At 72.2% G+C, this 20,742-nt stretch carries 19 protein-coding genes, 1 tRNA gene and 1 pseudogene; 6 read left to right on the top strand and 15 right to left on the bottom strand.

From position 1 onward, the window contains the following. Window positions 1-56 precede the first annotated feature (56 nt). Both GA0070604_RS03400 and GA0070604_RS03395 read left to right on the top strand, forming a co-directional pair. A complete protein-coding gene (locus tag GA0070604_RS03400; protein ID WP_091113963.1) occupies window positions 57-1,130 on the top strand; it encodes a LacI family DNA-binding transcriptional regulator in 1,074 nt (357 codons plus the stop codon). Window positions 1,131-1,346: 216 nt separating this feature from the next. Further along, window positions 1,347-2,981 carry a glycoside hydrolase family 13 protein gene (locus GA0070604_RS03395; RefSeq protein ID WP_091113960.1) on the top strand — a complete coding sequence of 545 codons (1,635 nt, stop codon included), beginning with the start codon at window positions 1,347-1,349 and terminating at the stop codon, window positions 2,979-2,981. Window positions 2,982-3,130: 149 nt separating this feature from the next. On the opposite strand, the gene GA0070604_RS03390 is transcribed toward GA0070604_RS03395, so the two are convergent. From GA0070604_RS03390 to GA0070604_RS03365, 6 genes are all read right to left on the bottom strand, one after another. Then, a complete protein-coding gene (locus GA0070604_RS03390) occupies window positions 3,131-3,574 on the bottom strand; it encodes a hypothetical protein (protein ID WP_091113957.1) in 444 nt (147 codons plus the stop codon). Window positions 3,575-3,711: 137 nt separating this feature from the next. After that, complete coding sequence (locus GA0070604_RS03385) at window positions 3,712-4,077, bottom strand: GntR family transcriptional regulator (protein WP_091113953.1); 366 nt, start codon at window positions 4,075-4,077, stop codon at window positions 3,712-3,714. Further along, complete coding sequence (locus tag GA0070604_RS03380; RefSeq protein ID WP_091126873.1) at window positions 4,074-5,009, bottom strand: YhjD/YihY/BrkB family envelope integrity protein; 936 nt, start codon at window positions 5,007-5,009, stop codon at window positions 4,074-4,076. The genes GA0070604_RS03385 and GA0070604_RS03380 overlap by 4 nt, the downstream gene beginning before the upstream one ends. Before the next feature lie 57 nt (window positions 5,010-5,066). Then, a complete protein-coding gene (locus GA0070604_RS03375) occupies window positions 5,067-5,612 on the bottom strand; it encodes a 2'-5' RNA ligase family protein (protein WP_208601966.1) in 546 nt (181 codons plus the stop codon). Between the two features lie 62 nt (window positions 5,613-5,674). Then, window positions 5,675-6,700, bottom strand: coding sequence for a tryptophan--tRNA ligase (gene trpS / locus GA0070604_RS03370; RefSeq protein ID WP_091113948.1), 1,026 nt, complete (start codon window positions 6,698-6,700; stop codon window positions 5,675-5,677). A 33-nt stretch (window positions 6,701-6,733) separates the two neighbouring features. Further along, a complete protein-coding gene (locus GA0070604_RS03365) occupies window positions 6,734-7,756 on the bottom strand; it encodes a hemolysin family protein (protein WP_091113945.1) in 1,023 nt (340 codons plus the stop codon). Between the two features lie 174 nt (window positions 7,757-7,930). Here GA0070604_RS03365 and galE point away from each other — a divergent pair, with 174 nt between their 5' ends. Both galE and galK read left to right on the top strand, forming a co-directional pair. Then, window positions 7,931-8,914, top strand: coding sequence for a UDP-glucose 4-epimerase GalE (gene galE / locus GA0070604_RS03360; RefSeq protein ID WP_091113941.1), 984 nt, complete (start codon window positions 7,931-7,933; stop codon window positions 8,912-8,914). Continuing rightward, window positions 8,911-10,104 (top strand): galactokinase, encoded by a 1,194-nt coding sequence (gene galK / locus GA0070604_RS03355; RefSeq protein ID WP_091113937.1) that lies wholly within the window; start codon window positions 8,911-8,913, stop codon window positions 10,102-10,104. The genes galE and galK overlap by 4 nt, the downstream gene beginning before the upstream one ends. 144 nt (window positions 10,105-10,248) lie before the next feature. Here the strand turns inward: galK and GA0070604_RS03350 are convergent, their stop codons facing one another. From GA0070604_RS03350 to GA0070604_RS03315, 8 genes and pseudogenes are all read right to left on the bottom strand, one after another. Continuing rightward, the gene (locus GA0070604_RS03350; RefSeq protein ID WP_091113933.1) at window positions 10,249-11,562 is read right to left on the bottom strand and encodes a sulfate adenylyltransferase subunit 1; all 1,314 of its coding nucleotides are present in this window, start codon (window positions 11,560-11,562) and stop codon (window positions 10,249-10,251) included. After that, window positions 11,562-12,473 (bottom strand): sulfate adenylyltransferase subunit CysD, encoded by a 912-nt coding sequence (gene cysD, locus GA0070604_RS03345; RefSeq protein WP_091113929.1) that lies wholly within the window; start codon window positions 12,471-12,473, stop codon window positions 11,562-11,564. Before cysD ends, GA0070604_RS03350 begins: the two co-directional genes overlap by 1 nt. 80 nt (window positions 12,474-12,553) lie before the next feature. Next, window positions 12,554-13,387 (bottom strand): inositol monophosphatase family protein, encoded by an 834-nt coding sequence (locus GA0070604_RS03340; RefSeq protein ID WP_091113925.1) that lies wholly within the window; start codon window positions 13,385-13,387, stop codon window positions 12,554-12,556. 99 nt (window positions 13,388-13,486) lie between these two features. After that, window positions 13,487-14,077, bottom strand: a complete 591-nt coding sequence (pth, locus tag GA0070604_RS03335) for an aminoacyl-tRNA hydrolase (protein ID WP_091113922.1) — start codon at window positions 14,075-14,077, stop codon at window positions 13,487-13,489. A 195-nt stretch (window positions 14,078-14,272) separates the two neighbouring features. Next, window positions 14,273-14,965 carry a 50S ribosomal protein L25/general stress protein Ctc gene (locus GA0070604_RS03330; protein WP_091113918.1) on the bottom strand — a complete coding sequence of 231 codons (693 nt, stop codon included), beginning with the start codon at window positions 14,963-14,965 and terminating at the stop codon, window positions 14,273-14,275. A gap of 301 nt (window positions 14,966-15,266) precedes the next feature. Continuing rightward, window positions 15,267-16,247 (bottom strand): ribose-phosphate diphosphokinase, encoded by a 981-nt coding sequence (locus tag GA0070604_RS03325; protein WP_091113915.1) that lies wholly within the window; start codon window positions 16,245-16,247, stop codon window positions 15,267-15,269. Between the two features lie 57 nt (window positions 16,248-16,304). Beyond that, a pseudogene (gene glmU / locus GA0070604_RS03320) lies at window positions 16,305-17,837 on the bottom strand (bifunctional UDP-N-acetylglucosamine diphosphorylase/glucosamine-1-phosphate N-acetyltransferase GlmU); the annotation flags it as partial. Between the two features lie 114 nt (window positions 17,838-17,951). Beyond that, window positions 17,952-18,023 (bottom strand) — tRNA-Gln (locus GA0070604_RS03315). Between the two features lie 245 nt (window positions 18,024-18,268). Here GA0070604_RS03315 and GA0070604_RS03310 point away from each other — a divergent pair. Both GA0070604_RS03310 and GA0070604_RS03305 read left to right on the top strand, forming a co-directional pair. Beyond that, a complete protein-coding gene (locus tag GA0070604_RS03310; RefSeq protein WP_091113913.1) occupies window positions 18,269-19,279 on the top strand; it encodes an acyl-CoA desaturase in 1,011 nt (336 codons plus the stop codon). Window positions 19,280-19,491: 212 nt separating this feature from the next. Continuing rightward, complete coding sequence (locus GA0070604_RS03305; RefSeq protein ID WP_141721421.1) at window positions 19,492-20,178, top strand: TetR/AcrR family transcriptional regulator; 687 nt, start codon at window positions 19,492-19,494, stop codon at window positions 20,176-20,178. 61 nt (window positions 20,179-20,239) lie between these two features. On the opposite strand, the gene GA0070604_RS03300 is transcribed toward GA0070604_RS03305, so the two are convergent. After that, complete coding sequence (locus GA0070604_RS03300) at window positions 20,240-20,713, bottom strand: DUF4383 domain-containing protein (protein ID WP_091113905.1); 474 nt, start codon at window positions 20,711-20,713, stop codon at window positions 20,240-20,242. Window positions 20,714-20,742 lie beyond the last annotated feature (29 nt).

Genomic DNA, 20,742 nt, shown 5'->3' with positions numbered 1-20,742 from the left:
ATGGAAGGTATTGCAGAAGTGTACGCAAGAACTTTCCCGTGAGCTAAAGTGCCGCCATGCGCGCTCGTCTGTCCGACATCGCCCAGCAGGCCGAAGTCAGCGAGGCCACGGTGTCGCGGGTGCTCAACGACCGTCCCGGCGTGGCCCCCGAGACCCGGCAGGCCGTGCTGACCGCCCTCGACGTGCTCGGATACGAGCGCCCCGCCCGGCTGCGCAAGCGCAGCGCCGGGCTGGTCGGCCTGGTGGTGCCGGAGCTGGACAACCCGATCTTCCCGGCCTTCGCCCAGGTCATCGAGTCGACGCTGGCACAGAGCGGCTTCACCCCCGTGCTGTGCACCCAGACCCCCGGCGGCGTCACCGAGGACGAGTACGTCGAGATGCTGCTGGACCGACAGGTCTCCGGGATCGTCTTCGTCTCCGGCCTGCACGCCGACACCGCCGCCAACCACGACCGGTACCGGGCGCTGATCGGCCGCCCGCTGCCGATCGTCATGATCAACGGGTACGCGCCCGGCATCGCCGCGCCCTTCGTCTCCTGCGACGACGGCGAGGCCACCGAACTGGCCGTCGCGCACCTGATCGCCCTCGGCCACCGGCGGATCGGCCTGATCACCGGGCCGGACCGCTTCGTGCCGGTGCAGCGCCGGGTGGCCGGCTTCCGGGCCGCGATGGCCCGACTGGTCGGCACGAGCGAGGCGGAGGTCGGCGAGCTGGCCGAGCTGTCCCTGTTCGGCGTCGAGGGCGGCGAGGCCGCCGCCGGCCGGCTGATCGAGCGCGGGGTCACCGGCATCGTCTGCGGCTCCGACCTGATGGCGCTCGGCGCGATCCGGGCCGCCCGCCAGCGCGGTCTCTCCGTCCCCGGCGACGTCTCGGTGGTCGGCTACGACGACTCCCCGCTGATGGCCTTCACCGACCCGCCGCTGACCACCATGCGCCAGCCGGTGGCGGCCATGGCGGTGGCCGCGGTCCGGGCCCTGGTCGACGAGATCAACGGCCACCCCGCCCCACACTCGGAGTACCTGTTCCGGCCGGAGCTGGTGGTACGCGGTTCCACCGCGGTGCTCCGGCAGGCCGGCACCGGCGCCAAGCCCCAGCGCCCGGCCCCCTCCTCGCTCGTCGTCCCAGCCTGAGCCGGCTGGCACCGGCCACCGGGCCACCCGCCCGGATACTGGGACGCGACCACCCGGCGGGCCAGCCCCTCAGCAGGGCGGTGGCAGCATTCCTTGCGCAAGAAATGCTTGACTCTTGCAACGCTCCGGCGGCATCCTGCTCAGACGCCCCGAACCGGCAGCCATGCCGGCGCGGGGCTGCCGCCGTCCCGCACCACAGAACGGGGATCGTCACCGATGACCGCCGCCGCCCATCCCACGCCGCTGACCTCCGACAACGACTGGTGGCGATCCGCGGTCGTCTACCAGGTCTACGTCCGCAGCTTCGCGGACGCGAACGGCGACGGCGTCGGCGACCTCCAGGGCATCCGCGCCCGCCTGCCCTACCTGCGTGACCTCGGGGTGGACGCCCTCTGGCTGACCCCCTTCTACACCTCGCCCCAGGTCGACGCCGGCTACGACGTGGCCGACTACCGGGACGTGGACCCCCTCTTCGGTGACCTCGCCGACTTCGACGCCATGATCACCGACGCGCACGCCCTGGGCCTGCGCATCATCGTGGACCTGGTCCCCAACCACACCTCCAGCCGGCACCCCTGGTTCCAGGCGGCGCTCGCCGCCGGCCCCGGCTCACCCGAGCGCGAGCGTTACCTGTTCGCCGAGGGCAAGGGTGCGGCCGGTGAGCTGCCACCGAACGACTGGGAGAGCATCTTCGGCGGCCCCGCCTGGACCCGGGTCGCCGACGGCCAGTGGTACCTGCACCTGTTCGACCCGGCCCAGCCCGACCTGAACTGGCGCCACCCGGAGGTACGCGCGGAGTTCGAGGACATCCTGCGGTTCTGGCTGGACCGGGGCGTGGACGGCTTCCGGATCGACGTGGCGCACGGGATGATCAAGGCCGAGGGCCTGCCGGACGTCGGCTTCAACTCGATGACCACCGGGCAGCGCCAGTCCGAACTGCTCGGCAAGGGCCGGCTGCCGTACTTCGACCAGGACGAGGTGCACGACATCTACCGCGCCTGGCGGCCGATCCTGGACAGCTACCCGGGCGGCCGGATGGCGGTGGCCGAGGCGTGGGCGGAGACCCCGCAACGGCTGGCCCGCTACATCGGCCCGGACGAGCTGCACCAGGCGTTCAGCTTCGACTTCCTCGACGCCACCTGGTCGGCCGACTCGTTCCGCAAGGTGATCGACACCGCGCTCGCCGAGTCGACCATCGTCGGCGCCCCGACCACCTGGGTGCTCTCCAACCACGACCGGCAGCGGCACGTCACCCGGTACGGCGACGGCGAGGTCGGCCTGCGCCGTGCCCGGGCCGCCGCCCTTCTGATGCTCTCCCTGCCCGGCTGCGCGTACGTCTACCAGGGCGAGGAACTGGGCCTGCCGGAGGTGCTGGACCTCCCCGACGAGCTGCGCCAGGACCCGGCGTTCCTGCGTACCGGCGAGAGCCGGGACGGCTGCCGGGTGCCGATCCCGTGGGGCGGCGAGCTGCCCCCGTACGGGTTCGGCCCGGCGGGCAGCGAACTGAGCTGGCTGCCGGCCCCCGCGACCTGGCGTGCCCTCTCGGTGGCCGCCCAGGCCGGCGTGCCCGGCTCGACGCTGGAGCTCTACCGGACCGCCCTGCGGATCCGGCACGAGCACCCGGCGCTGGCCGGCCTCGACGGCATCACCTGGCTGGAGACCGAGCCCGGGCTGCTGGCCTTCCGCCGCACCGCCGGCGGTGCCGAGCTGACCTGCGTGGTCAACCTCAGCGGCGCCGAGGCCACGGTCGCCGGCCACGGCCGGCCGATCGTCGCCAGCGCCGACCTCACCGAGCGGGGTGACGGGCACGTCCTGCCGGTGGACTCTGCTGCGTGGTTCGAACGGCGGTGAGCCGGGTAACCACCCATTGACCTGGTCGTCCGTTGTGCTCCGCGCCGACGGGCGGCTGGGCCACCGACCCCTTGTGGTGGGGGCGAGATGGCGCCGGCGCCTCGGGAGGTCCGCTTCCCGAGGCGCCGGCGTCGATCCGGGCCGGCCGCTCAGCCCTCCTTGCTGGTGAGCAGCCTGGCGATCCGGGCGAACCCGGCCCGGACCTCGTCCCGGCTCGGCGCGGTCGCCGGCTCCGCCACCGGCTCCCGCTCGGCCGCCAGTTCCAGTTCCTCGTCGATGGTGTCCTCGAAGTCGCCGTAGAGGTCCGCCCGGTCGGCCTGGGCCGCCTCGTCCTCGGCGGCGAGCTGCGCCGCGGCGATCTCGCCACGGATCTCCTCCGGCGTCAGCGCCGGCAGCAGCGGCTCGACCACCGCCATCAACTGCTCCTCGGCGACCACCGCCTCGGCCAGGGCGAGCGCGTGCGCCCGCTCGTACGGGCCGCAGACCACCGGCTCCCACTCGTCGGCGTCGCCGAGCGGCCCGAAGGTGATGATCCACGGCAGGCCGAGCATCGGCGAGTCGTCCGGCAGGTCCAGTGTCACAAGCGCGCCCACCTGCTCATCATGGGCACGATCAGGCAGCTCGTGTCGCAAGATCCGCACAACTTCAGGGGACATGTGCCCTCCCGGCGAGCCGAGGCGGCATCTTCGGGGGAAGTTGTGCGTGCGGTTGCCGCGCACCATCGGGGCGGTCAGGAGGAGGAGAGGGCGGCGCGGACCAGGGCGAGGGCGCGGTCCGGGGGGACGCCCAGCCGCCGTGCCTCGGCGGCGTACTCGGTCGCGGCGCGGTGCAGCCGATCGGTGGCGTCGTCACGGCCGGGAGCGACCACGGTGCCGTGCCGGCCCCGGGTCTCGACCAGCCCGGCCCCCTCCAGTTCCCGGTAGGCCCGGGCCACCGTGTTCACGGCCAGGCCGAGGTCGGCGGCGAACTGCCGGACCGCGGGCAGCCGGGTGCCGACCGGCAGCCGGCCGTCGCCGATCATCCGGGCGAGTTGCCCGCGTACCTGCTCGTACGGGGGCACCGCCGAGTCCGGGTCGATGCGGATCCGCGTGGTCATCCAGCGCCTCCCGGGGTACCTGGTTCGATCACCTCGTCGGCCTCCACGTCCACCTCCCGGGCGGCGCGGCCCTCGGCCAGGTCGACCACCCGGCCGTACCGGCTGGTCGCGGCCAGCGCCGCGCCGAACAGCACCAGTTGGTTGAGCAGGTAGAGGTAGAGCAGCAGCCCCACCGCGGTGGCGACCACCGTGTACGCCGGGTTCCGCTCGGTGCGGACCACGTAGTAGCGCCCCACCGTGTTGAGCAGGGTGATGCCGATCGCGACCACGATCACCACCGGGCGCAGCCGGCGGCGGCTCATCCGCAACCGGGGCACCGCCACCAGCAGCGCCACGGCCAGCACCGCGTTGACCAGGACGCTGAGCATCGCGCTGACCGTGGTCAGGCCGACCGACCCGGTGCTGCGCAGCAGGAAACGCAGCAGCGACTCCAGCGCGTCGACGGCGGCCACCGAGACGCCGAGCAGCACGAAGACCGCGACCAGCACCCCGAGGTCGACCAGACGGCGCACCACCAGGTTGCCGGGTTGCTGGTTGAAGCCGTACAACAGCCGCTGGGAGGAGCGGATCGCCTCCACCCAGCCGATCCCGGTGAAGACCAGGATGACCAGACCGACCACCCCGACGGTCTTGCTGCTCTGCGCGATCTGGTCCGAATCGAGGAAGGGCAGGTTCTTTTCGAGGAAGTTGGACGCCGCCCGGCTGACCTCGTTGTTGTCCTCCAGGATCGCCCCGAAGACCGCGTACCCGACCAGGGCGAGCGCGAAGACCGCGAAGAAGCCGTAGTAGGCGATGGCCGCGGCGAGCCGGCCGGCGAGCACGCCGGCGTAGAGCGTCCCGGCCCGCCACACGTGGTCGAAGACCGGCAGCCGGTCGCGCGCCGCCTCGATCCGCCGGCCGAACGCCGCCTCGACCCGGCCGAGCACGTTCACCACGCGATCCTCGCCGATCCGCCGCGGTGACGGAGAACGTCCGGCCCGGTGCTCAGCTCAACCGCCCAGCCGGAAGTCGCGGCGCGGCTGCCACCGGGTCGCGCCGCTGTGCGAGAAGAGGGTGAACGCCCCGACCTCGAACAGCGCCGAGAAGTCGGCCAGGTCCTCGTACGCCTTGTCCAGCGCCTCGGGCGGGACGTCCTGGGCCACCGTGACGTGCGGGTGGTACGGGAAGCGGGCCTCCCGGTGCAGCTCGGGGGCCGAGTTGATGGCGGCGGCGAGCAGCTCGCACTCGCTGATCCCGGCCGCCACCGCCACGAAGACCACCTGGGTGACCGGGCGGAACGTGCCGGTGCCCCGCAGGTGCAGGGTGAACGGCAGGTGCGCGGCGGCCACCCGGGCCAGATGCTCCTCGACGGCGGGCAGCGCCCGTACCGGGATCTCGGTGGGCCCGAGCAGGGTGACGTGGGCCGGGACGACCTGCGGATCGCCGGCCTCGACCCGACGCCGGGTGAGCATCTCGCCCCACGGCTCGGGGATGTCCACCGCGATCCCGATCTCGATGGTGTCGCCGTTTTCCGGCGCCCCGTCCCTGTGCTCCACGCTCCCCGCCACCCCTCCCGCCACCGGCTGTCTACACCCTCTCCCGACGTGCCCCGGGACCGTTACTCGGACCGCAGCGGAGGGAAGAAGCCGATCCGGTCGTACGTGGCCCGCAGCGTCGCCGCGGCGACCACCCGGGCCTTCTCCGCGCCCTGTGCGAGCAGCTTGTCGAGCTGGGCCGGGTCGTCCAGATAGGTGCGGGTGCGCTCCTGGATCGGGGTGAGGGCCTCCCGGACCACCTCGGCGAGATCCTTCTTCAGGTCGCCGTAGCCCTTGCCGTCGTACGCGGCGACCAGGTCGTCGATGCCGCGACCGGAGAGCGCCGAGTAGATGCTCAGCAGGTTGGCGATGCCGGGCTTGCCCACCGCGTCGAAGACGATCTCCCGGCCGGTGTCGGTGACCGCGGAGCGGATCTTCTTGGCCGAGCGGGCCGGGTCGTCCAGCAGGTCGATGATGCCGGCCGGCGAGGAGGACGACTTCGACATCTTGCTCGTCGGGTCCTGCAGGTCGGTGATCTTCGCGGTGTCCTTGACGATGTGCGGCGCGGGCACCGTGAAGGTCGGCCCGAACGTCGTGTTGAACCGCTGGGCCAGGTCGCGGGAGAGCTCCAGGTGCTGGCGCTGGTCCTCGCCGACCGGCACGGCGTCGGCCTGGTAGAGCAGGATGTCGGCGGCCATCAGGACCGGGTAGGTGAAGAGGCCGACGCTGGCCCGCTCGCTGCCCTGCTTCTGCGCCTTGTCCTTGAACTGGGTCATCCGGCTGGCCTCGCCGAAGCCGGTGATGCAGCCGAGCACCCAGGCCAGTTGGGAGTGCTCAGCCACCTGGGACTGGACGAACAGGGTGCTGCGCTCCGGGTCGATGCCGACCGCGAGGAGTTGCGCGGCGGCGACCCGGGAACGCTGCTTGAGCACCTTCGGGTCGTGGCCGGCGGTGATCGCGTGCAGATCGACCACGCAGTAGAACGCGTCGTGGCTGTCCTGGAGGGCCACCCAGTGCCGCACCGCGCCCAGATAGTTGCCGAGGTGGAACGAGTCGGCGGTCGGCTGGATGCCGGAGAAGACACGGGGGCGGGCGGGTGCGTCGGACATGCCGGCAATTCTGTCAGCACCGACCCCGATAAGTCATGACGGGCCGGTGGATCCGTTCTCGGCGGCCGTGGCCCGGGCCGCGACCTCGCGCCGCTGCTCGGGCAGGCGCGCGGCGGAGACCGCCAGCCGGGACACCCGCCGCCCCTCCAGGGCGAGCACCCGCAGCAGCCAGCCGCCCGGCGGGTCGTCCGGGTCGGGTCCGCCCGGGCCGTCCGGGGCGAGGGCCACCGGCACCTCGTCCCCCGCGACCGGGAGCCGGCCCAGGGCGGCCATCACGAAGCCGCCGACCGTCTCGTACGGCCCGGTGGGCAGCGGCACCCCGGTGCGGTCGGCGAAGTCGGCCAGGTTGAGCCGGCCGTCCACGACGGCGGGCAGGCCGGCGTACGCCGGGTCGGGCGGGGCGTGGTACTCGTCGTGGATCTCCCCGACCAGCTCCTCGACCAGGTCCTCGCAGGTGACGATGCCGGCGGTACCGCCGTACTCGTCAACCACCACCGCCAGGTGGTGCCCCTCCCGGCGCATCTCGGTGAGCGCGGCCAGCACCCGCTTGCTGCCGGGTAGCCGCTTCACCTCCCGGGTCAGCTCCCAGACCCTGGCCGGGCTCCCGTGCTCGGAGCCGAGCAGCACGTCGCGCAGATGGACGAAGCCGACCACGTCGTCGTGGGTGCCGTCGACCACCGGATAACGGGTGTGCGCCTCGGCCCGGACCAGCCGCTCCGCCTCGGCGACGGTGAGCCCCGCGGAGAGGAACACCACCTCGGTACGCGGCACCATCACCTCGCGGACCAGGCGCGCCCCGGCCACCAGCACCTCGTCGATGATCCGCCGCTCGTCCGGGTCGAGCACCGTGTTGGCCGCGACCAGGTCCCGCAGCTCGGCTTCGCTGATCCGCTCCCGCCCGGCCGCCGGGCTGGCGCCGAGCAGATCGGTGACCAGCCGGGTGGCCCCGTCGGCGGCGCGGACCACGAGTCGGGCGACGGTCCGGGCGAGCGGCCCCGGCTCGCGTCGCGGCCGCCCCGACGGTCGTCGCCGGGGCCGGGGACCGCCAGCCTCCATGAGAAGGATCGTAGACAGCGGACGCCGAACACCCGGGCAATGTTCGCATCTGTTTCAGTCATCCGGAAACGCGGCGGACCTACCGAACTCAGGGGACAGCCACGGCACAGCCGGCGGCCGTAGGGTGATCACGTACGGCCGCCGCGGGACGCGGCCAGGCGGGAGGAACCCGACGTGAAACTGCTCGTCACCGGGGGCGCCGGCTACATCGGCAGCGTGGTGACCCGGATGCTGCTGGACCACGGCCACGAGGTGACCGTCCTGGACGACCTGCGCACCGGCCACCGGGAGGCGCTGGCCCCGGACGCGACCCACGTCGAGCTGCCGGTGCACGAGGCCGCCCGGGTGCTCACCCCGGACGCCGGCTTCGACGGCGTGCTGCACTTCGCCGCGCTGATCGCCGCTGGCGAGTCGATGGTCAGGCCGGAGCTCTACTGGCAGAACAACACCGTCGGCTCGCTCGCCCTGCTCGACGCGGTACGCGCCGCCCGGGTACCCCGGCTGGTCTTCTCCTCCACCGCCGCCGTCTACGGCAACCCCACCGAGGTGCCCATCCCGGAGACCGCCGTCAAGGCCCCCACCAACACCTACGGGGCCACCAAGCTGGCCGTCGACATGGCGCTCACCTCCGAGGCGATCGCGCACGACCTCGCGGCCGTCTCGCTGCGCTACTTCAACGTCGCCGGGGCGTACCTGCACGACGGGCGGGCCATCGGCGAACGGCACGACCCGGAGACCCACCTCATCCCGCTCGCCCTCGACGTGGCCGCCGGCCGGCGCGACAAGCTCCAACTCTTCGGCGACGACTACCCCACCGTCGACGGCACCTGCGTCCGCGACTACATCCACGTCGCCGACCTGGCCCGGGCGCACCTGCTGGCACTCACCGCCGCGACACCCGGCCGGCACCGCATCTACAACCTCGGCAACGGCAGCGGCTTCACCAACCGGCAGGTGATCGAGGTGGTCCGCGAGGTCACCGGCCATTCCGTACCGGTCGAGGTGGCCCCGCGTCGCGAGGGCGACCCGGCCGAGCTGGTCGCCTCCTCCACACTGGCCCGCGAGGAGCTCGGTTGGGTGCCGGAGAAGCCCACCCTGTCCGACATGGTCGGCGACGCCTGGGCCTTCTACCAGGCGCACGTCCTGGGGCAGCGGTGACGGCCGCGACCACCACGCCCCCGGCCGCGCCGTCCGGCGATGCCGCTGCCCGCGCCGCCGCCGGCTTCCGGCACTGGTACGGCGTGCGGCCGGCCGGCCGCTGGGCGGCTCCCGGCCGGGTCAACCTGATCGGCGAGCACACCGACTACAACGACGGCTTCGTGCTGCCCTTCGCGCTGCCGCTGCGTACCGTGGTCGCCGCGGCGGCCCGCGACGACGAACGCTGGACGGTCCGGTCGGAGCTTTCCGCCGACCCGGTCGAGTTCGGCCCGGCCGAGGTCGACGAGCCCGGCCGGGTCACCGGCTGGGCCGCGTACGTGGCCGGGGTGGTCTGGGCGCTGCGCGCCGCCGGGCAGGCCGTCCCCGGCGCCCGGCTGGCCATCGCCTCCGACGTGCCGGTCGGCTCCGGGCTCTCCTCCTCGGCGGCCGTCGAGGCGGCGGTGCTCGCCGCCCTGGTCGAACTGGGTGGGCTGGACCTGCCTGCCGACCGGTGGCCCCGGCTCGCCCAACGCGCCGAGAACGACTACGTCGGCGCGCCCACCGGGATCATGGACCAGTCCGCGGTGATCCGTGGGCGGGCGGGACACGCCCTCTTTCTCGACTGCCGCACGGAGGAGGTCGAGCAGATCCCGTTCGACCTGGACACCGCCGGGCTGGCCGTGCTGGTGGTCGACAGCCGCGCCCCGCACCGGCACGCCGACGGCGAGTACGCCGCCCGCCGCGCGTCCTGCGAGAACGCGGCGCGGGCCCTCGGGGTGCCCGCCCTGCGTGACGTGGCCGTCGCCGACCTCGACGCGGCGCTCGGGATGCTGCCCGACGACGAGATTCGCCGCCGGGTCCGGCACGTGGTCACCGAGAACCAGCGGGTCCTCGACACGGTCGAACTGCTGCGCGCCGGCCGGGTGTCCGACACCGGCCCCCTGCTGACCGCCTCGCACGCCTCGATGCGGGACGACTTCGAAATCACCGTGCCCGAGGTGGATACCGCGGTCGACGCGGCCCTGGCCGCCGGGGCGTACGGCGCCCGGATGACCGGCGGCGGCTTCGGCGGCTGCGTGCTCGCCCTGGTCGACGCCGACCGCGCCCCGGCGGTCGCCGACGCCGTCACCACCGCGTACGCCGAGCGCGGCTTCGCCGCCCCCGGCACGGTGACCGTGCGGCCGGCCGCCGGCACCACCCGCCTCACCTGACCCGCGCCCCGCGCCCCGCGCCCCGCGCCCCGCGCCCCGCGCCCAAGATCGTGCTCGATCCTGGATGTAGTGGCCTCCTTGTGCCCGGGAGGCCACTACAACCCTGTTCGAGCGCGATCATCGCCAGGGGCGGAGTGACCCGCGTCAGCCGGCTTCGACGATCATGCCGGCGCCGACGGTCCGGTTGGTGGTCTCATCGATGATGACGAAGCCGCCGGTGGTGCGGTTACGCCGGTACTCGTCGGCGAGCAGCGGAACCGTGGTGCGCAGCCGTACCCGGCCGATCTCGTTGAGCTTCAGCTCGCCGGCCGCCTCGTCCCGGTGCAGCGAGTTGATGTCCAGCCGGTAGTGCAGGCCGCGCACGATCGCCCGCGCCGAACGGGTGGTGTGCTTGATGGCGTACTTGCCGCCGACCTGGAGCGGGCGGGTCTCGTCCATCCAGCAGACCATCGCCTCGATGTCCTGGGCGACCGCCGGGGCGTTGTTCGGCCGGCAGATCATGTCGCCGCGTGAGATGTCGATCTCATCGGTCAGTCGGACCGTCACCGACATCGGCGGAAACGCCTGGTCCACCGGGCCGTCCGCCGTCTCCACCGCGGCGATCCGGCTGGTGAAGCCGGACGGCAACACCATCACCTCGTCGCCGGGCTTGAGCACGCCCGAGGCCACCTGGCCCGCGTAGCCGCGGTAGTCGGTGACCGTGGTGGACTGCGGCCGGATCACGTACTGCACCGGGAACCGCACATCGACCAGGTTGCGGTCGGAGGCGATGTGCACCCGCTCCAGGTGGTGCAGCAGCGCCGGCCCCTCGTACCAGGGCATGTTCTCGGAGCGGGCGACGATGTTGTCGCCCTTGAGCGCGGAGATCGGCACCACGGTCAGGTCCGGCACGTCGAGCTTCGCGGCGAACGCGGTGAACTCGTCGGCGATTCGCTCGAACACGTCCTGCGACCAGTCGACCAGGTCCATCTTGTTGACACAGAGGACCAGGTGCGGCACCCGCAGCAACGAGCAGAGGAACGCGTGCCGCCGGGACTGCTCCACCAGGCCCTTGCGCGCGTCCACGAGGATCAGCGCCAGGTCGGCGGTCGACGCGCCGGTGACCATGTTCCGGGTGTACTGGATGTGCCCGGGGGTGTCGGCGATGATGAACTTCCGCCGCGGCGTGGCGAAGTAGCGGTACGCCACGTCGATGGTGATGCCCTGCTCCCGCTCGGCGCGCAGGCCGTCGGTGAGCAGCGCCAGGTTGGTGTATTCGTCGCCCCGCGCCGCGCTGACCGCCTCGACAGCGGCGAGTTGGTCGGTGAAGAGTGACTTCGTGTCGTACAGCAGTCGGCCGATCAGGGTCGACTTGCCGTCGTCGACGCTGCCGGCGGTGGCGAACCGCAGCAGGTCCATCGGCCGGGGCTCCGGCCCGGCGGCGGCCCGGGCGTCCGTGGCCAGTGTCTCCGCGCTCATCAGAAGTAGCCTTCCCGCTTACGGTCCTCCATGGCGGCCTCGCTGACCCGGTCGTCGCCGCGGGTCGCGCCGCGCTCGGTGATCCGGGTGGCGGCCACCTCCTCGATCACCTTCTCCACGGTGTCGGCGTCCGAACGGACCGCCGCGGTGCAGGAGGCGTCACCTACCGTCCGGTACCGCACCTGGGCCTTGATCGGCTGCTCACCGGAGCGCGCCCGGAAGAACTCGTTGACCGCGTACAGCATGCCGTCGCGCTCGATCACCTCGCGCTCATGCGCGTAGTAGATCGACGGCAGCGGGATCCGCTCGCGGGCGATGTAGTGCCAGACGTCCAGCTCGGTCCAGTTGGACAGCGGGAAGACCCGGATCGACTCGCCCGGGTGGTGCCGGCCGTTGTAGAGCGCCCACAGCTCCGGGCGCTGGTTCTTCGGGTCCCACTGGCCGAACTCGTCCCGGAAGCTGAACACCCGCTCCTTGGCCCGGGCCTTCTCCTCGTCCCGGCGGGCGCCGCCGAAGAGCGCGTCGAAGCGGTGCTTCTCCACCGCGTCGAGCAGCACCGGCGTCTGGATCCGGTTACGCATCCCGTCCGCCGACTCGCGTACGAGGCCGTTGGCCAGGGCCTCCGGCACGCTCGCCACGATGAGTTGCAGGCCCAGCTCGGCGACCCGCTGGTCCCGGTATTCCAGGACCTCGGGGAAGTTGTGGCCGGTGTCGACGTGCATCACCGGGAACGGGATGTTGGCCGGGGCGAACGCCTTCTGGGCCAGCCGGAGCATCACGATCGAATCCTTGCCGCCGGAGAAGAGGAGCACCGGGCGCTCCATCTCGGCGACGACCTCGCGCATCACGAAGATGCTCTCCGCCTCCAACGCGTCGAGGTGGGACACCTGGTACGCGGCGGGGGATGTCATGACACCAGTTCGATTCGCTCGGATCCGCACATCGGGATTCCAGACCTTTCCGGTCGGACTCGTCAAGATGAACGTTCAGGCTACCCGGAATGCCGCTGCAACGCTGCAAGCAACCGACTGGCGAGATCCTTCCGGCAGACCAACAGGTCCGGCAGGCGGGGATCGGCCTCGTTGTATTTCAGCGCAGAACCGTCGATCCGGGAAGCGTGCAGCCCGGTGGCCGTCGCCACAGCTACCGGGGCCGCCGAGTCCCACTCGTACTGGCCGCCGGCGTGGATGTACGCGTCGACCTCACCGGTGACCACAGCGGCGATCTTCGCGCCCGCCGAGCCCATCGGCACCAGATGAGCGCCGATGTCCTCGGCCAGCTCGGCCAGAAACACCGGTGGGCGGCTACGACTCGCCGCCAACCGGATGGTCCGCCCGCCGCCCGGGGTCGCCGCCTCCACCGTCATCGGGGGGTACGCCGGCGCATGGTCCGTGCCCAGCACCCGGTGCTGCGCCGGCAACGCCACCGCGCCCGCGACCAGGCCGTGCGACGTCGGGGCGCGCCGCGCCCAGAGCGCCACGTGCACCGCCCAGTCCGATCGGCCCTCCTCGGAGAACTCCCGGGTACCGTCCAGCGGATCGATGATCCACACCCGGTCCGCGGTCAGCCGGGACACCACGTCGGAGCCCACCTCGGCCGTCCAGGCCAGCCGGGAGCCCTCGTCCTCCTCCGACAGCACCGCGTCCCCCGGCCGCCACCTCGCCAGCTCGGTACGGATCAGGTCGTGCGAGACCTTGTCCCCGGCCGACTTCAACGCCCCCGGGTCCGCGAAGCCCATCTCCGTACGCAGGGTCGTCAGCGCCTGCCCGGCCCGCGCCGCCAGCCACCGGGCGAACCCGCCGTCGATGATCGGGGGACTGCCCATGGTTCCGCTCCCGTCGCCCGCCGCCAGCCGGCATCCGCCGGCAGAAAGGCGCAGACTACCGACCCGTACCCGCCGAATCCGGTACGGCCCGCCCGGAACTCACCCGCCGTGGTACAGGTTCTGCGTCGGCTCCACCCCGCGGGTGACCACCGACTCGACCACGTCCGCCGCCCGGTCGACCAGGAACTCCAACTCCTTGCGCTCCACCGAGGAGAAGTCCGACAGCACAAAATCCGCCGGATCCTGCCGCCCCGGCGGCCGGCCGATACCGAACCGCACCCGCACGTAGTCCTTCGTGCCCAGCGACTTCGACATCGAGCGCAGACCGTTGTGGCCGCCCTCGCCGCCGCCACACTTCACCCGCACCTGCCCGTACGGGATGTCCAGCTCGTCGTGCACCGCGATCACCCGCGCCGGCGGGATCTTGTGGAACTGCGCCAGCCCGGCCACCGGGCCGCCGGAAAGATTCATGTACGTCAGCGGCTTCACCAGCACCAGCTTCGGACCGCCGAACCCGAGCCGCCCCTCGGCGGCCTCCGCCACCACGCGCTTGTGCCGCCCGAACCGGGCCCCCACCCGGCCGGCCAGCAGCTCGGCCACCATGAAGCCGACGTTGTGCCGGTTACCCGCGTACTCCCGGCCGGGGTTGCCCAGGCCGACCACCAGCCACGGCCCCGCCTCGTCCGTCACGCCACGCCCCTTCCGTCATCTGCGACCACACCGGCTCGGCGCGTCCGCCGGCACCACGGCCCCGGCAAGCCGTCGCCCGCCGTTCCAGCCGGCGCCACGCCACGGGTTGCCTGCCGCCGCGCGGGCCCCCGTCCCCGATACGTCGACAGGCGCCCCCGGAAACCGGGGACGCCTGTCGCACAGCCAGCGGACCGATCAGGCCTCGGTCTTCGCCTCGGCCGCAGCCTCGCCCTCGGCGGCCGGCGCGCCCTCGGGAGCCTCGGCGGTCTCCTCGCCGACCTCCTCCTCGGCCTCCTCGGTGGCCTCCTCGACCTCGGGGAGGGTCGCCTCGAGCTGCTCGGCGGTCGGGGCGGCGGTCACCGTGGCGACCGGCAGCTCCGGGTCGGCGGCCAGCTCGACACCGGCCGGCAGCGCGACGTCGCCGGCGGTGACCTGGACGCCCGCCTCGGCGCCCTCGACCGAGGCCTCCAGGTGGTCCGGCACCTTGGTGGCGTCGGCGGTCACCGAGAGGGTGTCGTGGTCGTGCACGATCAGGGTGTCCTTCGCCGCCTCGCCGGTCAGCTCGACCGGAACCTCGACGGTGACCTTCTCGCCACGGCGGACCAGCAGCAGGTCGACGTGCTCGAAGGTGTCCTTGATCGGGTCACGCTGGATCGCCTTCGGCAGCGCCAGCACCTGGGTGCCGTCGCTGACCTCGATCGCGAAGAGCTGGTTCGCCCCGCCCTTGCGGATCGCGGCGGCGAACTCACGCGCCGGGAGCGCGATGTGCTTCGGCTTCTCGCCGTGGCCGTACAGCACGGCGGGCACCTTGCCGGCCCGGCGGGTACGACGGGCACCACCCTTGCCGAACTCGGTACGGGGCTCGGCGCTGATCTTTACCTCGGACACGGGGAAACTCCTGATGCTTCGCAGCTGGCGGCTTGTCGTCTGGCGGTGCTGGGCGAGGGGCTCGCTGGGGGCTCATGCGTCATGATCGACTGCCCGGAGCACCGCGTCGATGACGGCGCCTCCGTGCGGCGCTTCTTCAGCGGCCCGCAGGGCACCCTCGCCGTGGCAACCGCACCAGTCTACCCGAGTCGTTTCCGCGCTTTCCGGCAGTCCCCATATCACCGTTCGGGCGGTCCCGCGGGGCAACCACCACACCGCCGGCGACCGTCCGAGGCGGCCGCCGGGCGGCGGTGGTGGTGTGTCAGCTCAGGCCACCGAAGAGGGTGGTCACCGACCCGTCGTCGAAGACCTCCCGGATCGCCCGGGCCAGCAGCGGCGCGATCGACAGTACGGTGAGCTTGTCGAGCTGCTTCTCCGGCGGCAGCGGCAGGGTGTTGGTCACCACGACCTCGCTGATCGGGCTGTTCTTCAGCCGCTCGGTCGCCGGGTCCGACAGCAGCGCGTGGGTGGACGCGACCACGACATCCGCCGCGCCGGAGTCCTTCAGGATGTCGGCGGCCTTGGTGATCGTGCCACCGGTGTCGATCATGTCGTCGACGATCAGGCAGACCCGGCCCTCCACCTCGCCGACCACCCGGTTCGCCACCACCTGGTTCGGCTTCAGCGGATCACGGGTCTTGTGGATGAAGGCCAACGGGCAGCCACCCAGCCGGTCCGTCCACCGCTCCGCCACCCGTACCCGGCCCGAGTCCGGCGCCACCACGGTCATCGGGCGGCCCGCGTACTTGTGCTCCACGTACTCGGCCAGGACGTCCATCGCGAAGAGGTGGTCCACCGGCCCGTCGAAGAAGCCCTGGATCTGCGCGGTGTGCAGGTCGACCGTGAGGATCCGGTTGGCGCCCGCGGTCTTCAGCAGGTCGGCCACCAGCCGCGCCGAGATCGGTTCCCGGCCCCGGTGCTTCTTGTCCTGGCGGGAGTACGGGTAGTACGGCAGCACCACCGTGATCCGCTTCGCCGAACCGCGCTTCAGCGCGTCGACCATGATCAGGGTCTCCATGACCCAGGTGTTGACCCCGTGCGTCACGGACTGCACCACGAAGGCGTCCGAGCCGCGCACCGAGTCCTTGTACCGTACGAAGAGCTCACCGTTGGCGAACTCGTACGAGTCGGTGGGCGTCGGCGCGACGCCGAGCACCTCACCGATCTCCTTGGCCAGCTCCGGAAAGCCCCGTCCGGAGAAGAGCATCAGGCTCTTGCGGTTTTCGGCGACGATGCTGCCCATGGGCCCGTCTGCTCCCGTTTTGTCGGTGGTTCCCGGCGGTGGTGGTGGAGCCGGGGATTCGGTTGCAGTATCCCCCGGGTTCACCGGCCCGCCCACCGACTCGGCACCCTCGTGGATTCAGTCACCTTCGCTTGCGGCCCAGGCCCCGCCCGACGCATCCTCAGCGGCGCGCTGCGCCCGCTCGGCCGCCTCGGCAGAGACCGTGCCGGGCCGCTTCCGGGCCACCCAGCCGTCGATGTTGCGCTGCGACGCCCGGGTCACCCCGAGCGCTCCCGGCGGAACGTCCTGGCTGATCGCGCTGCCCGCCGCGACGTACGCCCCGGCGCCCACCTCGACCGGCGCGATCAGGTTGGTGTCACACCCGACGAAGGCACCCTCGCCGACCGTGGTGTGGTGCTTGTTCACCCCGTCGTAGTTCACGAAGATCGTCGCCGCGCCGATGTTCGCCTTCGCCCCGATCGTCGCGTCCCCCACGTACGACAGGTGCGGCACCTTGGCGCCCGCCCCCACCTCGGAGTTCTTCACCTCGACGAACGTGCCAACCTTGGCCTTCTCGGCGAGGCGCGCGGCCGGCCGCAGGTATGCGAACGGCCCCACCGTGGCCCGCGGACCGACCTCCGCGCCCACCGCGTGGCTGCGCAGCACGCTGGCGCCCGCGCCGACCGTGGTGTCGATCAGGGTGGTGTCCGGGCCGACCAGCGCGCCCGCGCCGACCAGCGTCGCGCCCTGGAGCTGGGTGTTCTGGTCGATCACCGCGTCCCGCTCGACGGTCACCGTCACGTCGATCCAGGTGGTGTGCGGGTCGAGAATGCTCACCCCGGTCCGCATCCAGCCCTCGTTCACCCGGTCCCGCAGCAGCCGGCGCAGCCCGGCCAGCTCGACCCGGTCGTTGCAGCCCAGCGTCTCCACGTGGTCGGCGGCGCAGTGCACCGCCACCGGCTCACCGGCGTCCCGGAGCAGGCCGAAGACGTCGGTCAGGTACTCCTCGCCCTGGTCGTTGTCGGTGGAGAGCTTGCCCAGCGCCTCCCGCAGCCGCGCCACGTCGAACGCGTAGATGCCCGCGTTGATCTCCCGCAGCGCGCGCTGGGCCGGGGTGGCGTCACGCTCCTCGACGATCTGCTCGAGCCGACCGTCGGCGTCCCGCACGATCCGGCCCAGGCCGGTCGGGTCGGGCACCTCGGCGGCGAGCACGGTCGCCGCGGCACCGGCGCCCTCGTGCGCCTCGACCAGGGCCCGTACGGTCTCCGGCCGCAGCAACGGCACGTCCCCGTTGATCACCACCACCGTGCCGGTGACGTCCGGCACCGCGTCGAGCGCGATCCGGACCGCGTGCCCGGTGCCGAGCTGCCGCTCCTGGAGCACCGGGGTGGCCTCGGGGGCGACCTCGGCCAGATGCGCCCGCACCTGGTCGGCGCCGTGCCCGACCACCACCACCGTGCGGTCCGCCGCCAGCGGATCGGCCGCGGCCAGCACATGTCCGAGCAGGGTACGGCCGAGCAGCGGGTGCAGCACCTTGGGCAGGGCCGACTTCATCCGCTTGCCCTCACCGGCGGCGAGCACGACGACGGTGCGGAGGTGGGGCTGGGACACGACGTGGCTCCCGTCGGGACGGCGACAGTCTCGCGGCCATGCTAACCACGCAGCCCGTTGCAATTCGCATCCGGCCACACAAATGCCGTCGCTCGCCGGCAGGACGACGCTGAGCTGGGGTGCCTGGATTCGAACCAGGAGCTCAAGGCTCCAAAGGCCTGCGGGTTGCCGTTACCCCACACCCCATCGCCGCGTCAAGACCTACAGCCCGTGGATTCAGGCCCGCACATCGTCCGCGATCCGGAACAGCTCGGAGATCATACCCTCGATCCGCCAATTGAGCGCACGACCGCACGGCACGGTGATCACCAGACAGCCGCGATGGCACGTACGACAATCCCTCGGCCATTCACGATTCAGACTGTCCGGTGCGGCGCGGCCGGCCGCTGGTTACGGTGACGTAGGCGTAGCCCGTCTTCCTGGGAGGTGTCATGGCGACTGCCCTGACCGACCCGAACACCGGACCCAAGCCGCTGACCCAGGGCCACCAGTCCCGGGGCATCCTGATCGCCCTCTGGGGCTTCGTGGCCATCCCGTTCCTCGCCCTGCTCGCCGCCGTCCCCGTGGCCTGGGGCGGCTGGCTGGCCTGGAGCGACGTCCTCGTGGCCGCCTTCTGGTACGTACTCTCCGGCCTCGGTGTCACCGTCGGCTACCACCGGTACTTCACCCACGGCTCGTTCAAGGCGAAGCCCTGGCTGCGGTCGGCGCTCGCGGTGGCCGGTTCGTTCGCCGTGCAGGGCGAGGTCATCCAGTGGGTGGCGGACCACCGTCGGCACCACGCCTTCTCCGACCTGGAGGGCGATCCGCACTCGCCGTGGCGGTTCGGGGAGAGCGTCCGCGGGCTGACCCGCGGGATGTTCCACGCGCACGTCGGCTGGCTGTTCAACCGGGAGCTGTCCAACCGGGAGCGGTTCGCCCCGGACCTGCTCGCCGATCCGGCCACGCGTCGGGTCGACCGGCTCTTCCCGCTGCTGGTGCTGGTCTCGTTGCTCGGGCCGACGGCGATGGGCGGGCTGCTCACCGGGTCGTGGCAGGGCGCGCTGACCGCGTTCTTCTGGGGCGGGCTGGTCCGGATCGCGCTGCTGCATCACGTCACCTGGGCAATCAACTCGGTCTGCCACGTCTACGGGGAGCGGCCCTTCGTGGTACGCCAGGGCGACCGCGCCGCGAACTTCTGGCCGCTGGCGCTGCTGTCGTTCGGGGAGAGCTGGCACAACCTGCACCACGCCGAGCCGACCAGCGCGCGGCACGGGGTGCTGCGGGGTCAGCTCGACCCGTCGGCGCGGGTGATCTGGCTGCTGGAGAGGACCGGCGCGGTGTGGGCGGTCCGCTGGCCGAGACCGGAGCGGATCAACGCGAAGCTGGTGGGGCCGGAGCGGACCCAGGTGCGGGCGACGGAGCTCGAAGGGGTGACCGGCCGGCCGGCGGAGCCGGAACTGTGACCGGCCGGCCGATGCCGCGACGGTGACCGGTCACCCCCACGGCGCGGCGGTGCTCGGGCAGCCAACGGCGCGGCGGCCTGGCAGGATGGCCGGGTGACCGAGCTTCAGCGCCGCCCGGCCGGCGATCCGGCAGGACCACGGATCGGCGAGGTGCCCCGGTGAGCGGGCAGATCCCACGGCAGGGCGTCACCGAGCGCCGGCGAGGTGACGAGATGACCGAGGATTCGGGCGACGGCACCGGCAGGGCCCGGCGGCGAGCGGTCCCGGCGACGAAGTCCTCCTCCCGGGTACGGATGTCCGCGGCGCAGCGCCGCGAGCAGTTGATCTCGATTGCCCGGCAGATCTTCGCCGAGCGCGGGTTCGACGCCACCTCGATCGAGGAGGTGGCCGCCCGGGCCAAGGTCTCCAAGCCGGTGGTATACGAGCACTTCGGCGGCAAGGAGGGCCTGTACGCGGTGGTGGTGGACCGCGAGGTCCGGTCGCTGCTGGAGCGGATCACCAGCGCGCTCACCGCGGGGCATCCACGGGAGTTGCTGGAGCAGGCGGCGCTGACACTGCTGACGTACATCGAGGAGGAGACCAGCGGGTTCCGGGTGCTGGTCCGGGAGTCGCCGCTGATGTCGGCCACGGGCAACTTCAGCAGTGTGCTGAACGATGTGGCGCACCAGGTGGAGCACATCCTGGGCGCGGAGTTCTCCAGCCGGGGATACGACCCGAAGCTGGCCGAGCTGTACTCGCAGGCGCTGGTGGGCATGGTGGCGTTGACCGGGCGCTGGTGGCTGGAGGTACGCAAGCCGCGGAAGGAGACGGTCGCGGCGCACCTGGTGAACCTGGCCTGGAACGGCCTGTCGCATCTGGAGCCGCAGCCGGGCCTGATCACGTCCCGCAAGCCGGGCTGACGGCGGCCGGACGGACCAGCGCCGGACGGAACGGCGGCCGGTCGGACCAGCGCCGGACGGGTCAGCGGTGGCGCTCGGCGACCGGGTGGCGACGGCGCTCGTGTTCCGCCGTGGCGTGCTCGGGGGGACCGACCTTGTCGTAGAGGCCGGTGGCCAGCAGGACCAGCCCGAACAGCAGCGACACGATGACGGTGGACATCGAGAAGTTGAGGAAGTTCCCCGGGGTCTGGAGCAGGGCCATCATGAGCAGGCCGGTGAACAGGAAGACCACCCCGGCGGTCAGGTTCATGTAGTGGCCGAGGTTGCCGCGCCGGGACGCCCCGACCAGCAGGAACGCTCCGAAGATCACGGAGACCAGGGAGAAGGCCAGGTTGGTGCGGAGTCCGAGTGCCCAGTCGCTGCCCCGGCCGAACAGGCCCTTGTCCCAGGTGAGAACGACCCCGTAGACCCCGAACGCCAGGATGTAGAGCCCGATGAGTCCGGCGAGGACCCGGTAGAGCGGCCGGGCGGGGTGGTTCACCGGGAAGTGCGCCATGGGGACCTCCAACCGAATGACCGTTTCGG

Origin of the sequence: Micromonospora eburnea (genome assembly GCF_900090225.1) — a bacterium.
In the GTDB taxonomy this organism is placed as follows: Bacteria; Actinomycetota; Actinomycetes; order Mycobacteriales; family Micromonosporaceae; genus Micromonospora; species Micromonospora eburnea.
The sequence above is the reverse complement of the archived record's forward strand: the minus strand, read 5'-3'. Positions and strand labels throughout refer to the sequence as shown.

Excerpts from the sequence above, each read along its gene's own strand:
- GA0070604_RS03365 (WP_091113945.1), bottom strand. The coding sequence starts at position 7,756 with ATGGAGGCTGGCGGTCCCCGGCCCCGGCGACGACCGTCGGGGCGGCCG.
- GA0070604_RS03385 (WP_091113953.1), bottom strand. The coding sequence starts at position 4,077 with ATGACCACGCGGATCCGCATCGACCCGGACTCGGCGGTGCCCCCGTAC.
- cysD (WP_091113929.1), bottom strand. The coding sequence starts at position 12,473 with ATGACATCCCCCGCCGCGTACCAGGTGTCCCACCTCGACGCGTTGGAG.
- GA0070604_RS03340 (WP_091113925.1), bottom strand. The coding sequence starts at position 13,387 with ATGGGCAGTCCCCCGATCATCGACGGCGGGTTCGCCCGGTGGCTGGCG.
- GA0070604_RS03300 (WP_091113905.1), bottom strand. The coding sequence starts at position 20,713 with ATGGCGCACTTCCCGGTGAACCACCCCGCCCGGCCGCTCTACCGGGTC.
- GA0070604_RS03305 (WP_141721421.1), top strand. The coding sequence starts at position 19,492 with ATGACCGAGGATTCGGGCGACGGCACCGGCAGGGCCCGGCGGCGAGCG.
- trpS (WP_091113948.1), bottom strand. The coding sequence starts at position 6,700 with ATGTCCGACGCACCCGCCCGCCCCCGTGTCTTCTCCGGCATCCAGCCG.
- GA0070604_RS03325 (WP_091113915.1), bottom strand. The coding sequence starts at position 16,247 with ATGGGCAGCATCGTCGCCGAAAACCGCAAGAGCCTGATGCTCTTCTCC.
- GA0070604_RS03400 (WP_091113963.1), top strand. The coding sequence starts at position 57 with ATGCGCGCTCGTCTGTCCGACATCGCCCAGCAGGCCGAAGTCAGCGAG.
- GA0070604_RS03395 (WP_091113960.1), top strand. The coding sequence starts at position 1,347 with ATGACCGCCGCCGCCCATCCCACGCCGCTGACCTCCGACAACGACTGG.
- GA0070604_RS03350 (WP_091113933.1), bottom strand. The coding sequence starts at position 11,562 with ATGAGCGCGGAGACACTGGCCACGGACGCCCGGGCCGCCGCCGGGCCG.
- GA0070604_RS03310 (WP_091113913.1), top strand. The coding sequence starts at position 18,269 with ATGGCGACTGCCCTGACCGACCCGAACACCGGACCCAAGCCGCTGACC.